This window comes from Caballeronia novacaledonica (assembly GCF_900258035.1).
In the GTDB taxonomy this organism is placed as follows: Bacteria; Pseudomonadota; Gammaproteobacteria; order Burkholderiales; family Burkholderiaceae; genus Caballeronia; species Caballeronia novacaledonica.
The window spans coordinates 47,024-61,115 of record NZ_OGTP01000014.1; the positions used below are offsets into that span (position 1 = coordinate 47,024).

The following is a 14,092-nucleotide window of genomic DNA, read 5'->3' on the forward strand; positions in this document are numbered from 1 at the left end:
TGGTTTAGCCGGCATTGGCTTTTCGGACATTTTTTCGCCTACCGGAACAGCCCCTTCCCGCCTATGCTAGGCCTAGAGACGGCCGACGCTCCTCCCTCCAAAGCCGAACGTACCGACCCCGCAAGAAAATGCATGCGAAGGTGGGCTTGCGCACCGACGACGCACGATTCTCTTAAACCGGATTTAAAGTCCTTTATATGAAAATCGAGTTTTTACGGGTTTTTAAAATCGGGTTTGTATGAATAATCGGGGGAAGTCCCAATATAATCCCGGTAGGCTCGGTTTCACACATTAAAGCGCCATAAATGCGTGGACAATGGCAGGGGTTGTACCTACCATACGTTTTCGGGTTTTGATATTCGAAAAGAGATGCGCCCTCTTCGTGAGTGAGAAAAATGTTAAACCTTGCGCTTGGCTTCATCAGTTCTTTCTGCATGACGCTACTTATAGTTCGATTCGCGGGACGCTTCGGGGCGCTCTCCCTGGATCATGATTTAAATGGGGTTCAGAAGAACCATTCTCATCCGGTGCCGAGAATCGGCGGCATCGCGTTGATGGTCGCGGCCTGCGTGACCTTTCCCATCGCCGCGGTTTTCGGCGGCAATCCGCGCGACGAATCCCTGCTGCTGCTGCTCTGCGCGGCGCCGGCGTTCGGCAGTGGCGTGATCGAGGATTTGACGAAGCGCGTGAGCGTCCGCGCGCGTCTTCTGAGCGCGATGCTGGCGGCGCTTCTGGGCGCCTTCCTGCTCCACGGCGTGGTCGGCCGCGTGGATCTGCCGCTCGTCGATCCGATTCTCTCCGTCGCGCCCATTGCGATCGGCTTGACCGTGCTCGCGGTCGCGGGCCTCACCAACGCGGTCAATATCATCGATGGTTTCAACGGACTCGCCGCAGTCGTGTCGATTCTGATTTTCGGTTCGATCGGTTATGTCGCGCATGAAGTCGGCGACCTGCTCGTAATGAGCACCGCACTCACGATGATCGGCGCAATTGGCGGCTTCGCGATCTGGAATTACCCGGCCGCATCGATTTTCCTCGGCGACGGCGGCGCGTACTTCATCGGCTTCACGATCGCCGAGCTGCTCGTTCTGCTGGTCGCCCGGCACCCGGGCGTCAGCGCGTGGTATGCGATGGTCGTCGCGATCTATCCGCTCTTCGAAACGCTGTTCTCGATCTACCGCCGCCGGATCGTGCGCGGCCGGCCGGTCGGCGCGCCCGACGGCATCCACCTGCATACGCTGATCTTCAAGCGCATCGTGCGCAAGGGAAGCGATCCGCGCCAGCGTCAGCGCAGAAACGCGCGCACGTCGCCGTATCTGTGGGTGTTGAGCATGATCGGCATCGTGCCGGCTTCGCTCTTCTGGCATAACCCGGTGGTGCTCGCGGTGACCGCGGTCGTATTCGTCGTCGCGTATGTGTGGCTGTACACCGCGATCGTCCGGTTCAAGACGCCGCGCTGGCTGGTCGGCAGCAGACCGACTGTCGTTCCCGCCGCCGTGCCCGAGCAGACGCATCACAAATAATCGAAATCGCAGTTAGAGAGAAAGGCCCCGGTTCAACAGACCGGGGCCTTTTGCTTGGGTCGCGCTGTTACGAACCGATTGAAACGCGACGAATACAGCGCGTCGATCACGCAAGAAAAAAGGCCCTGGTCCGCAAGACCAGGGCCTTCATGAGCGGCGCGTGAACAGCGCCGGGCAACCGCCGATATCAGCTCGCCACGCCGGCAAGATCCGCCGCGTGCGACGCAAAGAGCGGGATCGACGAAGCATGCTGATGCTCGAGCCACTGCTGGAACATCAGCACGTTCCACAACTGCCGATGCCAGTTCTGCTCGCCCGACAGATGCTGCTGCCATTTCGCGCGCACCATGGCCGGATCGAAGAAGCCTTCGCGACGCAGCCGCGACGCGTCGAGCAGCGCTTCCGCCCAGTCGCGCAGCTCGCCGCGCAGCCAGTGCGTGATCGGCACGCCGAAGCCCTGCTTGGGCCGCTCGATCATCGCGCGCGGCACATGACGATAGAGCACCTGACGCAGCGCCCATTTCGTTTGTCCGTCGCGCACCTTCATCGACTGCGGCAGACGCCACGCGAATTCCACCACGCGATGATCGAGGAACGGCACGCGCGTTTCGAGCGAGACGCCCATCGCGGCGCGATCGACCTTCGTGAGAATGTCGTCGGGCAGATAGGTGATCATGTCGAGCGCCATCATGCGCTGCACGTCGTCGAGGCCGGTGAAGGCCGGTGCGTTGCCGGTCATCAGCGTGGGCGGCTGATAGCCGCCGATCACGAGCGCGGCCGGGTCGTTCCATTGCGACATCAGATGCAGATACACCTCGTCGCGCGACTGGCACGACAGCAGTTGCGCGCCCTTGTGCAGCTTGTCGCCGACTTTCACGCCGCGTAGCGACGACGGCAGGATCGGCTCCATCAGCCCCGCCATGCTGTTCCAGCGCTTCGGCGAAATCCCGGCGATGCCCGACGCCGCCAGCTTGCGCAACGGCGCCGGCAGCACCGTCATCTTGTCCCACATGTCCGGTGCGGTCCGGTAGCGCTGATAGCCGCAGAAGAGCTCGTCGCCGGCATCGCCGGACAGCGAGACCGTCACGTGCTGCCGGGCCAGTTGCGATACGAGGAACGTCGGCACCTGCGACGAATCGGCGAACGGCTCGTCGTACAGATCGGGCAGACGCGGGATGACGTCGAGCGCTTCACGCGCCGTCACGTACAACTCCGTGTGGTCGGTGCCGAGGTGCGCGGACACGGCCTTCGCGAGCTTCGCTTCGTCGAAGTCGCTTTCATTGAAGCCGATCGTGAACGTCTTCACCGGCCGCGTCGATTGCTTCTGCATCAACGCGACGATCGTCGACGAGTCCACGCCGCCCGAAAGAAACGCGCCGAGCGGCACGTCGGAGAGCATCTGCTGGCGGATCGCATCGCTGAGCAAGTGTTCCAGTTCGTCGACGGCGTCTTCGGCGTTGCCCGCGAAACCGCGCGCCGCGCCATTGACGGCGGCCTCGACGCCCGACCAGTAAGCCCAGATGCGCGGCTCGCGCCGTTCGAGCGACACGGTGAGCATCTTGCCCGGTTCGAGCTTGTAGATGCCTTCGAAAATGGAATACGGCGCCGGCACGCAGCCGTGCCGGATCTGCAGCGTCAGCGCGCCGCGATCGACATTGTTCTCGAACGCGGGATGCTCGCGCAGCCCCTTGAGCTCGGAACCGAACACGAACGCGGCTTCTTCGCCCTGTCCCTGCCAGCCGTAATAAAGGGGCTTTTCGCCGATCCGGTCGCGCGCGAGCGTGAGCTGACATTCCTGCCGGTCCCACACGGCGAACGCGAACATGCCGACCGCGCGCTCGATGGTCGCCTGAATGCCCCAGGCATCGAAGCCGGCCATCAATGTTTCGGTATCCGAACTTCCCCGCCACAAGGGCGCGCGTTGCGTATCTTCGAGTTCTTCACGCAGATCGAGATGATTGTAGATCTCGCCATTGAAGACGATCACATAACGTCCGCTGCCCGACGACATCGGCTGATGCCCCGCCGACGACAGATCCTGAATCGCCAGCCGGCGATGACCGAGCGCGATGCCGCGCAGATCATCGGTCCAGTCGCCCGCGTCGTCGGGTCCGCGATAGGCGATGGCGAGCGCCATCTTCCGGACCGTTGTCTTCGAGTCGCCCGGGCCGATGCCGCGACCACCCAGAAAGCCGACGATACCGCACATGTTCGTTCTCCTTCATATATGGCCAGAGGCCACGCTTATGCGATGCTCACTTTTCTTCGACGAGCCGCAGGTAGATATCTTCGAAACGCTCGCGCGCACGCATCATCGTGAATTCGGCGTGGATGCGCGCCTTCGCCAACTGGCCGAGACGGATGCGCTCGTCGGGCGTCATGTCAAGGACGCGCGACAATCCGGCCGCGAGCGCGTCCGTGTTTTCCTTCGCGACGACCACGCCCGTGTTGGCGACGAGCATGGCCGCATCGCCGACGTCGGTGACGACGCATGGCAGCGCCATCGCCATCGCTTCGCCGACGACGTTCGGGAAGCCTTCCGTGCGCGACGAGAGGCAAAACACGTCCATCGCCGACAGGCACGCGGGCACGTCGCGCCGCTCGCCGAGCAGCACGAAGCGCGCGGCGAATCCCGTCTGCGCGATCCAGCCGGCCAGTTCGCGATTGTTCGCGTCGAGATCGCGGCCGACCATCATGAAGCGCACGCCGGGATAACGCGCGGCCAGCATGCCCGCCGCGCGCACGAAATTCTGATGATCCTTCACCGGATGAAAGCGCCCGAGAATGCCGACGACGACCGCGTCGCCGTCGAATCCGCATTGCTCGCGAATCGCGGCGCGTTGCTCGGGCGTGGCGGACAGCCGCGCGACATCGAAGCCATTCGGCACGACCATCATGCGGCTCGCGTCATAGCCGACCGACACATGCGCCCGGCGCGAGGCCTCGGCCGCGCACACGATGGCCTGCGGCACGGAGTACGACAGCCACGCGCAGACCTTGCGCAACAGCACGGTCACGCGCGAGCCGCCCGACTTGACGTCGGTCGTGCGCACGCCCCAGACGATGCGCTTGTGCGCCGCGAGCCGTCCCGCGAGTCCGCCGAGAAAGTCGGCGTGATACATCCACGTCTGAATGATGTCGGGGCGTTGCGCGCGAATCAGCTTCACGAGTTGCCACAACGCGCGCGGGAAGCCGAGCGGCGAACGCATGCCGAGGCTATGCACGTCGATGCCGCGCGCGGCGAGTTCTTCGCCGACCTTGCCGGTCGTCGTCAGCGAGCAGACGACGTGACGAAACCGTGGATCTTCGATGTGCGACTCGATGAGGCGCTGAAGCATGCGTTCAGCGCCGTCCGCATTGAGCGCAACGATGACATGGAGAAGCTTCATGATCCGGCTGCCGTTTTTCTACGATGGGCCCGTCCCCAGGCAACCGGCGCGCGTCGCTGACGGAGATGCTGGTGCTGACGGGTGTTTGTTATGGCGATGGCCTGCCTCGCCGGAGACGAGTCACCAATGTAAGCCGGCGCGCATGGCACGCACTGTGCGACGTGCCACACGCCGACCGTCTTGCCCGCGGCCGTCTCTCAGGTCATGCGCGCCTCATCGCGCCGCGCCACGGATTCCATTTGCGAAGCTGCGTCTTCAGATCGATGACCGTGATTCCGCCGACCGCGTTCCACGTGTGAAGCCCCTGATGGCCGCGCGGCGGCGTGCGGATCGAAACGGTCCGCTCGGCGTAGGTCGTGGTCGTGAGTTCCGTGATTTCGCGGAACGTCAGCGCGGCGCCGTATTCGCGTTCGCAATTCTGCGCGGGGCGAATCAGGCGGTTCTGTCCGTCGTTGAACAAGTTGCCGGCCATGCGCGCGAGACGGCAGTCGGAGACCACGGGATTCATCGGATGCGCGGTCCATTCGCCGAACGGACTGTCGGAATGGAAAATCGACAGTTCGTCCCAGTTCGATCCGCCGTCTTCCGTGATGCTCGTGAACATCCACCACGTCTTGCCGTCGTGATAGAGCGTCGTATCGGCCGCGACGACGTCGCGCATGATGACCTTGTGCAGCACCCACTCGGTCGGGAACGAAGCGGCGCGGTACATTTCGATCGTACGATTGCCGCAGGTCTCCGGAATCATGAAGACCTCGCCTTCATGCTCGAAGAGGAACGGATACGACAGGTGATAGCTCTTGTCGAGCACGACGCGCGGCGTCTCCTGCCACGTCTGCGTGGCCGGATCGAACGCGATGTGGCTGATCGTGCCGCGATTCGTGTCGTAGGGAAGGCTCTCGAAGAACAGGTGATAGTCGCCGTTCTTGCCGCGCCAGAGGAACGGATCGGCGTGAAACTGCGACGTCATGCCGGGAAGCGTGACCCAGTTGCGGCTTTCGTCGCCATCGACGCCGTTCTCCGCGCCCGCGCGACGATATGCCAGCACCCAGTGTCCGCGCTGAACCAGCAGCTTGAGCGGTTGATTCAGCACCTTGCGGCCGAGATGCCGCAACGCGAAGCACGCCGACGTGAACGCCGACAGACGCGCCGGCCGCGCCTTCGCCTTGACGAGCGGCAGATCACGCGGCGAAGAGGCCGCGTTCAGACGTTGCCGCGCCCGTTCGACGAGCACGGCGACGCGCCGCAGACTCGTCTGCAGCGATTTCAGGAAGAAGAGCTTCTCCGGAATCGCGACGTACGACTCCGCCAAGAGACGCATCTCGTCCGAATCGGGCGACTTCCAAACGACCTGAATATGAGGAGTCCGGCATTGGAGCAGCGCTTTCCACAGCGCCTCGATGTTCTCGCTGCCGTCGTACAGGACCATGATCGGTGCGCGGGCAAGAGCGCGGCTGTGCGGTGCCTCGACCGAGTCACCGTAGAGCCGCTTTTCGACGCGCGTCCACCACTCAAGCACGGAAGGATATGCGGGTTGCGCCATTTCTTTTCCCTCAGACAGCGGCGATTTGCTAGTCGATTCCACTCCAATCTTTAGCTAAGCGCTTAACTGTCTTTATATGTGTTGTGGTCCGGCGCTTTTGAAATGATGAACAGTCCATTTCATGTTGATGCCGGCGAAGAAAGACTAGGGTCTGGGGAATGCGCGTGCGGTGCGCTATCGCACACAGTTGCGACAGCTAATTAATGCGAGGGATTTGAACGGCTGTGCCGGAAATGCGGCGCCGCGTGACGACCGGCGGGCTTGTGGGCGGCGATTTCGCCGACGCGGAAGGATGTGTAACTCGTTGGCGGAACAGGAGATTTTTTCGCGAATCAGGGCTCGTCGCGGCGCACGGCGACTTCGCGCCTGCGGAACCACGTCAGCCGCTTGTGCCCCGGCTTGCTCGTTTCATCGGCCTTATGTCTGGAAAAAGGCGAAAAGATAATTTCGATCACGGCCAGTAAAGCAAGACCGATTATTGCGAAAAAAACAATTGCGCCTATAACACCGGCTACTGACATGCTTCCTCCGCGCTCGTCCGCGTTGAATCAAGCATTTGATAAAACCCGTGGCTAAAAGTTGGTCGAGTGAATTTGATTTATCGGTGATTATATCACACGGCTAATCGTTCGATTTCCTGCATGCGACCGCTACGATGATTTTCGGATGCATCCCATGCATGCAAATCCCTGAACAAATAGGTGAAGCCCATTCTGTTCCATTGACCGTTCGCGCCGGAGACCGCCGCCCGCACGCTTGAAGGGCATGGCAGTCGGCGAGCGCGGTCGGGCGGACGCGTGCGTCATTAATCCAATATCGTGCGCAGCGTATTATTTAGTGCGGTCTGATTCTCGAAAGACAGCATTTCGCCATTCGAGGTCCTTCAAGTGATTCGTATGTCGCCGACAGTACCGGCCTATTTGACCGACAATTAAACGGCCATTCGGCGATAGAAGTCTGTATTCAGGCTAGCCGTTCTTTTTCCGAGCGTTTGTCGGACGTCGTCAAGAGAATGTCCGCAACAGCCAACAAGGAAAGGCCCACCACGGCCACGAATCCGACGGTCCCGGCGAACAGGGTGACGAGCTTCATGGTTTCCTCCGCCAGTCAAAGGGCGAATGCGTCCGTTGCTCAAAATTGCGGCGGGCGCTCCGCGATATACGCACGGGCGCCCTCGGCCGTTCCAACGGTAGCATAGACGCAACTTCGCCGAAAAAGTATTCATTTGGCAGCGAAATATGCGTCCGCGCGATTTAGGCAGACAAGAAAAATCGTCAGTCGGAAGGAAAAACGATCTGATTCAGCGACCGCGCCGGGCAACACCCGCCGACACCTCCTGCTCCGTCCCCTCGCGGCCCCACGCGTGTTTCGCGGAATCGCGGCCGCCGCCCATCGCGCGCATCAGGATCGCCCTGGTGCCCGGCGTGGCGCTGACGTGCGCGAGCTGATGCGCCTCGACCCACAGCAGTTCGTGGAATCGGGCGTCGGCTTTCGGTCGCAGATGCACGTGGTCCGGTATCGCAATGCGAAAAACATGATGCAGGTGATGCGCCGATACCTGCTGAAACAGGAAAGCGGCGGCGCTCGCCTCCACGCCGGTGTCTTCGTGCAGCGCTCGGATCGCCGCGACAATCGTCAATTCGTCGAATGCTACCGCTCCGCCTGGCAGCAACCACGGTCCGCCACGCTCCCGGACCAGCAGCACTGACTGGTGACGAACCAGCAGCACAGTTGCTCGTTCTCTCATCCCCGTCTCCGTGTTGCACCCCAATTCGTTGTTGGATTTGATGGTGCGATACGACGCGCGGCGTGCCATTTTGAATTCACCGTCCCGTCGATCTAAAGCTTGAACTGGCGTGCACGCTCGATCTTCACAGGCTTCGCTGCGCTTCGCAATGCGTGATGTCCCACGTATGTGCGCTTTATGACGAGAACTTTCGGGATTGGAGAAGAATAGTCCGATGCGCGGCCGCGCGCGTGTCCGAACGCGCGCGGCCGGCGATGCCCACTACGATGAGCGAGCCGGTATCAAGCTCGATATCACTCGCCGAGCGCGGGATCGCTCATGCTGTCGCGTCCGGTCTCGACGTGGCCCGCGAGACGCCGCAGGAACGCGGCATCGGTATCGACCTTGATTTCGACGTCGTACCAGCCGTGCGCGTCGCGCAGATCAAGGTAGACCTGCGCGGTGTCGCCGCCCCGCACGCGCCGCGTGATCGTCTTCGACGAATCGTATGCATTGGTCACGCTGAAGGTGCACGCGGCCGTTCCGCGATTCGCGAGACGCAGTTGCAGATTGCCGTTGGCGACGTCGTAACCTTCCGCGACTTCCGGCGCGGCCTGCTCGCTCGACCACCAGCCGCGCGACTGCGCGCCCGCCTTGCCCGCGATCCGCCGCAGAAAGCCGTTCGGTCCATGCACGACGAAATCGAAGCTGCCGTCCGGATTTGCCGCGACGCGGTCCGCAAGACGCTTGCGCGCTTCGACCGTGTAGCTGCGCGGCGCGTCCGCGCTGGCGTTGCGATAGAGCAGAAAGACGGCGCCCGCGCTGCCCGTGTTGACGAAATCGAACGAGACGGTGGCTTTCGATGCATCCCCGCGCGTGCGCACAAACAGTTCGTAAGGCAAGGCGCGCGCGGCGCGCACGCCGGGCTCCTGCTTCGGGACCGCCTGCGCGGCGGGCGGCACGGGCTTGTAGTCCGTATGGCGCTCCTTGTCGGGCGGAACGTAGCCGCTCGTGCCGGGAAGCGTAGGCATCGCGGCATTGGGATTGCGGAAATCGAACGCGGATGTCAGGTCGCCGCAGATCGCCCGGCGCCACGGCGTGATGTTCGGCTCGGCCAGGCTGTGCGCATGGCCGAAACGCTTCTGGATGAAGCGAATCACCGACGTATGGTCGAAGGTTTCGGAGCACACCCAGCCGCCTTTCGACCACGGCGACACGACGAGCATCGGCACGCGCGCGCCGAGGCCATACGGGCCGCTCGCGTACTTCGCGCTGCCCGGAAAAATCTCGGCGGTCGTATCGACAGTCGAAAGGCCGTTCGCGCTCGAGGTCGGCGGAAACGGCGGCACGACGTGGTCGAAGAAACCATCGTTTTCGTCGTAGTTGATGAGGAGCGCCGTCTTGCTCCACACGTCCGGGTTCGACGTCAGCACCTGCAAGACCTGATCGACGTACCAGGCGCCATAGTTCGCGGGCCAGTTCGGATGCTCGGAGAACGCTTCCGGCGCGACGATCCACGAGACTTGCGGCAGCATGCCGGCCTGCACGTCGCGCTTCAGGATCGCGAAGTAATCGTCGCCGGCGGCCGCGTTCGTGCCGCGAAGCGCCTTTTCGTACAGCGGACTGCCGGGCTGCGAATTCTGATACTGCTTGAAGTAGAGCAGCGAGTTGTCGCCGTAGTTGCCGATATACGCGTCGTCGGTCCAGCCCCAGAAGTGTTTCGCGTCGAGCCCGTCGCCGATGTCCTGATAGATCTTCCAGGAAATGCCCGCTCGCTCGAGCACTTCGGGAAACGTCGACCAGCCGTAGCCCGCTTCCGCGTTGTCGACGACCGGACCGCCGCCCGTGCCGTCGTTGCCGACGTAGCCCGTCCACATGTAGTAGCGGTTCGGATCGGTCGATGTGTTCGTCGAGCAGTGATAGGCGTCGCAGATCGTGAAGGCGTCGGCGAGCTGGTAGTGGAACGGGATGTCGTCGCGTTGCAGGTACGCCATCGTCGTCGTGCCCTTGAACGGCACCCACTGATCGTACAGGCCGCCGTGAAATGCGCCCTGCCCGCTTATCCAGTCGTGCGGCAGATCTTCCAGAAACTGCAGGCCGAGGTTCGCCGCGCCGGGATGAAACGGCAGCACTTCGCCCGCGCCGGCCGCGATCGGCTGATTGAAAACGGGCTTGCCGTTCGGCAGCGTCACGGCGCTCTTGTCACCGTAACCGCGCACGCCGCGCAGGGTGCCGAAGTAATGATCGAACGAACGGTTCTCCTGCATCAACACGACGATATGCTCGATGTCCTCGATCGATCCATGACGGTTGTTCGCGGGAATCGCGAGCGCCTGGCGAATGCCGAGCGGCATCACGTTCAATGCGGCGGTCGCGCCTGCAGCCTCGACGGCCGCGCGCAGAAAATCACGACGGTTTCTGTTTTTCATTCGTTTCGCGGGGAAAGTGAATAGGAAAGGTCAGTCCACCGTGTGAATCACCGGTGTTGCGAGCGGCTCCGATGCAACCGGTGCCATCGCGGGTCGTGCGGCTTGATCGGATGCGCTTCCTGTCGCTTGCTTCGCCCAGTCCTGAAGCTCGCTCGTTGCGCTGATGGTGGATGTCGCGGACGGCTCGCTGCCCGTCGTGTCGGCCGATGACGATGAATCCGCGTCGGATTTGCTGCAACCGCAAACGATTGCGCAGACGGAAACGGCCAAACACGCCACGACGATGCGGCGGCACGGGACGATCGACATCGGGGTACTCCGGCAGGGTCGCGCAGAACGGATACAGCGCTGCGAAGCTTAGCCACGGCTTGTGTAAGCAATGTGACCGGTCCGCGATACCATAGGCCCGCAGGCCAACGACATGACAGAGGACGACACCAGCGTGCTACAGCGTGACGATGCGAGCGGAGACCTTCGCGAATGCAACCTGCGCCCGACCGATCGCAAGCAAGCGCTCTTGCTCGCGATGGCGCTCTCGCTCGGCAGCGCCATCGCGCTCGGGCTCGCGCGCTTTTCGTACGCACTCCTCCTCCCGCCGATGCGGCTCGACCTTTCGTGGAACTTCGCCCAGGCCGGCGCGATGAACACGGCGAACGCGTTCGGCTATCTGCTCGGCGCGCTCGCGTTCTCCCGCTTGTCGATGCGCGTCGCGTCGCGGACGCTGTTCATCGCCGGATGCGTGCTCACGGCGTTATTAATGGCGGCGAGCGGCGCAACGACCGATACCAACGCGCTGCTCGCGCTGCGCGTCGCGACGGGCATCGGCAGCGCGCTCATCTTCGTGAGCGGCGGTGTGCTGGCTGCGCGGCTCGCATCGATGTCGCCGCGCGACGCGGGGCTCGTGATCGGCCTCTATTACGGCGGCACGGGCTGGGGCATCGTGGTTTCGTCGGTGCTCGTCCCGCTCGCGGTCTTGCCTGCCGCGCACGGCTGGCGTTTCGCGTGGATCGCGCTCGCCGCGGCGTGCGCCGTGTTTTCGAGCGTGGCGGTCCGGGCCGCGCGGCAGATCGAATCCGCGCATCCGCTTTCGTCGGCGCGACACGGCGCGGATCGCGCATCCGGCGTGCCGGTGCAGCGGCGTCGTTTTGCGCTCGCGCTCGCCGGATATGGATGCTTCGGCATCGGCTATATCGGCTACATGACGTTCATCGTCGCCCTGCTTCGCAACGCGGGCATGAGCGCGTCGGTCGTGAGCGGCTTCTACATTCTTCTGGGTGTGGCGACGGTCGCATCGGCGCGGATGTGGTCCGGGCTGCTGAATCGCATGCGGGGCGGTCAGGCGCTGGCGATCCTCAACGCCCTGCTCGCCGCGGCGACGCTCATTCCGGCGATCATCGTGCATCCGCTGGCGGCATTCGTTTCGGGCGCGCTGTTCGGTGCGACGTTCCTGTCCGCCGTGGCTTCGACGACGGCTTTCGTGCGGCACAATCTGCCGGCGAATCTATGGCCGGCCGGCATCAACGCATTTACGATCGTGTTCGCGCTGGGGCAGATCGTCGGACCGGTGGTGATCGGGAGGATATCCGATAGCGCGGGGCTGACGCGGGGCCTCGTCTATTCCGCGTTCGTGCTCGCGGCGGGCGCCGTGCTCGCGGCTTGTCAGAAGCCGTTAAACCAGCCTTCGGAATCGGGCTGACGAATAGTACGGATTCCAGATGAATCCGCGGCGCTTCGTGACGATCAGATCCGGCTGCCCGCGCGCGCCTTTTTCATCTTCGCGTGGACATGCGAACAGAACGCGTCGGCGACCACGCGATTGACCGTGAGAATGTTGTCGGCGCTCACGCTCTCGCGCGAAAGCCCCTGCTTTTCGATGAGCCGCTGCGGAATCAACTGGCTCACGAACGAGTGACACAGTTCCTTGCGCGCCGGGGCGTCGACCGATTCGAAGTACTCGCGGCCCGCTCGAATCTCTTCGCTCATCTTGGCTTTGGCCGTGTCGTTCTGAACCTGGATGCTGGCTTCGAGATGCGCCTGAGCCGTATCGCGCGAACGGCGGTCCTTCTTGTCGTCTTCGAGTTGCTTCGCCTTGATCGACGCCATCTTCCGGTCCGCTTCGCCGATCCGGTAATTCCCCTCCAGCGCCTTGAACAGATAGCCGCGCGGGCTGACCGTCACCTTGCCCTCGTTGAGCTTGTGACGCGTGTATTCGATGGCCTGTTCGAGCCGCGCGTCGGTCCAGACGTCGCGGCGCTTGGCGAGACGTTCGAAGTCGGGCGTGTCGAAGGCGAATTCGTTGTGCAGCAGGAGATACATCGAATCCTGAATGCCGGCGCGCGCGGCGTCGGCGCCCTGCTTCTTCGTGAAGCGGAAACGGATCTTCAGCTTTTCCGCCGGAACACGCTCGGCGTTGGGCTCCCAGCTGACATCGAAATCGGAGACGTCGTTGAGCTGGTCGATGGCGGGCTCGAGGAAGCGCTTCTTGAACTCCTTCACTTCCTTGCGCGACTCGCCGACCTTTCCCGGCCATTCCAGCACGTCGTCGAACGCGAACCACTCCGTCACGCCGTGGCCTTCGCACGGGATGAGGCGGTCGTAAATCGCGCGGGCAAGCGAAAGCGAGAAAGCCGTCGATGCACGCAAGCTCAGCCAGTGCGCCTTGTACGGGCTGATCAAATACTTGATGACACGCCCCGCAAGCAGGATGCAAACGACGTTACGCTCGATGTAGCAATCGCCCAGCAGACTGATGGTGCCCCAGGAGTCCTTTTCGGTCAGCTCTTCGATCGACGGCGCCGTCATGATTTCGACGCGCGCCCTGGCCGCGGAGCGCATCTGCGCGATGAGGTGGCTGTGGTTGCGGCTGTCGTAACGCATCAGCCACTTGAAGTAGTTGATGTCGGCCGTGAACGTGTAGACCTTGTCGTCGATGAGTTCTTCAGGCGCCTTGGTCGCGACGATGAAGTACGCCGCGTCGAGCACGCGCCGCGCGGCGATGCCCAGGCCGCCAACCCGCGTGAAGATGTTGTTGCGCAGGAAACCGATGTCCCTTGTCGATTCGCAGATCGCCGAGCCTTGCGCAGACATGTCTTCGTAGATGTCCAGCGCGAGTTGCTTCGGTGTGACAGTGAGGTCTTGGTTTTCCATGCTTCCGATTCGGCTTCGATCCCCGGCACTCTATCAGGCGAGCAAGGGGTGTCAACACAAAAACCACCCCGGCTCGGCTACGAGTTTATCCGCACAAAAAGCGTCCCGATCGCTGAAGTCGATCACAATTTCCGCCCCGGTCGCCACAATTTCCGCCCCCAGTGACCAATTTACGGTTCGTGCAGCACAAAAACCGCCCTGTGCTTCACAAAAAGCGTCCCTATCCACAGGCTCGGTGATTGATTTTTAAGGAAAATGAGGTCTCTTGTTTGTTGGTGGGTGGGTCTAGGTTTACAAAAAACAAAACAAGCAAGCGCGAAAAGTTTACGGAATTC

General features: G+C 62.5%; 11 protein-coding genes. 2 read left to right on the plus strand and 9 right to left on the minus strand.

Annotated elements, in window-relative coordinates:
* Positions 1–395: 395 nt before the first annotated feature.
* Positions 396–1,523 carry an MraY family glycosyltransferase gene (locus NOV72_RS19625; RefSeq protein WP_106856251.1) on the plus strand — a complete coding sequence of 376 codons (1,128 nt, stop codon included), beginning with the start codon at positions 396–398 and terminating at the stop codon, positions 1,521–1,523.
* 187 nt (positions 1,524–1,710) lie between these two features.
* Here NOV72_RS19625 and asnB read toward each other — a convergent pair whose 3' ends face one another.
* The 8 genes from asnB to NOV72_RS32025 all read right to left on the minus strand — a co-directional run bounded on the left by asnB (position 1,711) and on the right by NOV72_RS32025 (position 10,919).
* Positions 1,711–3,732: an asparagine synthase (glutamine-hydrolyzing) gene (gene asnB, locus NOV72_RS19630; RefSeq protein ID WP_106856252.1), complete on the minus strand. Its 2,022-nt coding sequence runs from the start codon at positions 3,730–3,732 to the stop codon at positions 1,711–1,713.
* 46 nt (positions 3,733–3,778) lie between these two features.
* Positions 3,779–4,912: a glycosyltransferase family 4 protein gene (locus tag NOV72_RS19635; protein ID WP_106856253.1), complete on the minus strand. Its 1,134-nt coding sequence runs from the start codon at positions 4,910–4,912 to the stop codon at positions 3,779–3,781.
* Between the two features lie 202 nt (positions 4,913–5,114).
* Entirely contained in the window at positions 5,115–6,455 is a 1,341-nt protein-coding gene (locus NOV72_RS19640) for a glucosamine inositolphosphorylceramide transferase family protein (protein WP_106856254.1), read from the minus strand.
* Between the two features lie 332 nt (positions 6,456–6,787).
* Positions 6,788–6,976: a hypothetical protein gene (locus NOV72_RS32020; RefSeq protein WP_146150027.1), complete on the minus strand. Its 189-nt coding sequence runs from the start codon at positions 6,974–6,976 to the stop codon at positions 6,788–6,790.
* A 442-nt stretch (positions 6,977–7,418) separates the two neighbouring features.
* Positions 7,419–7,547 (minus strand): hypothetical protein, encoded by a 129-nt coding sequence (locus tag NOV72_RS33015; protein ID WP_281261819.1) that lies wholly within the window; start codon positions 7,545–7,547, stop codon positions 7,419–7,421.
* Positions 7,548–7,755: 208 nt separating this feature from the next.
* Positions 7,756–8,271 (minus strand): NUDIX domain-containing protein, encoded by a 516-nt coding sequence (locus tag NOV72_RS19645; protein ID WP_245933095.1) that lies wholly within the window; start codon positions 8,269–8,271, stop codon positions 7,756–7,758.
* Between the two features lie 224 nt (positions 8,272–8,495).
* Positions 8,496–10,610 carry a phosphocholine-specific phospholipase C gene (locus NOV72_RS19650; RefSeq protein ID WP_106856255.1) on the minus strand — a complete coding sequence of 705 codons (2,115 nt, stop codon included), beginning with the start codon at positions 10,608–10,610 and terminating at the stop codon, positions 8,496–8,498.
* 30 nt (positions 10,611–10,640) lie between these two features.
* Positions 10,641–10,919, minus strand: a complete 279-nt coding sequence (locus tag NOV72_RS32025) for a hypothetical protein (protein ID WP_146150028.1) — start codon at positions 10,917–10,919, stop codon at positions 10,641–10,643.
* Positions 10,920–11,136: 217 nt separating this feature from the next.
* On the opposite strand from NOV72_RS32025, the gene NOV72_RS19660 reads away from it, so the two are divergent.
* Positions 11,137–12,306, plus strand: a complete 1,170-nt coding sequence (locus NOV72_RS19660) for a YbfB/YjiJ family MFS transporter (protein ID WP_106856349.1) — start codon at positions 11,137–11,139, stop codon at positions 12,304–12,306.
* Between the two features lie 44 nt (positions 12,307–12,350).
* On the opposite strand, the gene NOV72_RS19665 is transcribed toward NOV72_RS19660, so the two are convergent.
* Positions 12,351–13,757 (minus strand): replication initiation protein, encoded by a 1,407-nt coding sequence (locus NOV72_RS19665; protein WP_106856257.1) that lies wholly within the window; start codon positions 13,755–13,757, stop codon positions 12,351–12,353.
* Between the last annotated feature and the right edge of the window lie 335 nt (positions 13,758–14,092).

Bases quoted from the DNA above. Each gene is read 5' to 3' on its own strand.
- NOV72_RS32020 (WP_146150027.1), bottom strand. From the start codon at position 6,976: ATGTCAGTAGCCGGTGTTATAGGCGCAATTGTTTTTTTCGCAATAATC.
- NOV72_RS33015 (WP_281261819.1), bottom strand. From the start codon at position 7,547: ATGAAGCTCGTCACCCTGTTCGCCGGGACCGTCGGATTCGTGGCCGTG.
- NOV72_RS19650 (WP_106856255.1), bottom strand. From the start codon at position 10,610: ATGAAAAACAGAAACCGTCGTGATTTTCTGCGCGCGGCCGTCGAGGCT.
- NOV72_RS19640 (WP_106856254.1), bottom strand. From the start codon at position 6,455: ATGGCGCAACCCGCATATCCTTCCGTGCTTGAGTGGTGGACGCGCGTC.
- NOV72_RS19645 (WP_245933095.1), bottom strand. From the start codon at position 8,271: ATGGCACGCCGCGCGTCGTATCGCACCATCAAATCCAACAACGAATTG.
- NOV72_RS19625 (WP_106856251.1), top strand. From the start codon at position 396: ATGTTAAACCTTGCGCTTGGCTTCATCAGTTCTTTCTGCATGACGCTA.
- NOV72_RS19665 (WP_106856257.1), bottom strand. From the start codon at position 13,757: ATGGAAAACCAAGACCTCACTGTCACACCGAAGCAACTCGCGCTGGAC.
- NOV72_RS19660 (WP_106856349.1), top strand. From the start codon at position 11,137: ATGGCGCTCTCGCTCGGCAGCGCCATCGCGCTCGGGCTCGCGCGCTTT.
- NOV72_RS19635 (WP_106856253.1), bottom strand. From the start codon at position 4,912: ATGAAGCTTCTCCATGTCATCGTTGCGCTCAATGCGGACGGCGCTGAA.
- NOV72_RS32025 (WP_146150028.1), bottom strand. From the start codon at position 10,919: ATGTCGATCGTCCCGTGCCGCCGCATCGTCGTGGCGTGTTTGGCCGTT.
- asnB (WP_106856252.1), bottom strand. From the start codon at position 3,732: ATGTGCGGTATCGTCGGCTTTCTGGGTGGTCGCGGCATCGGCCCGGGC.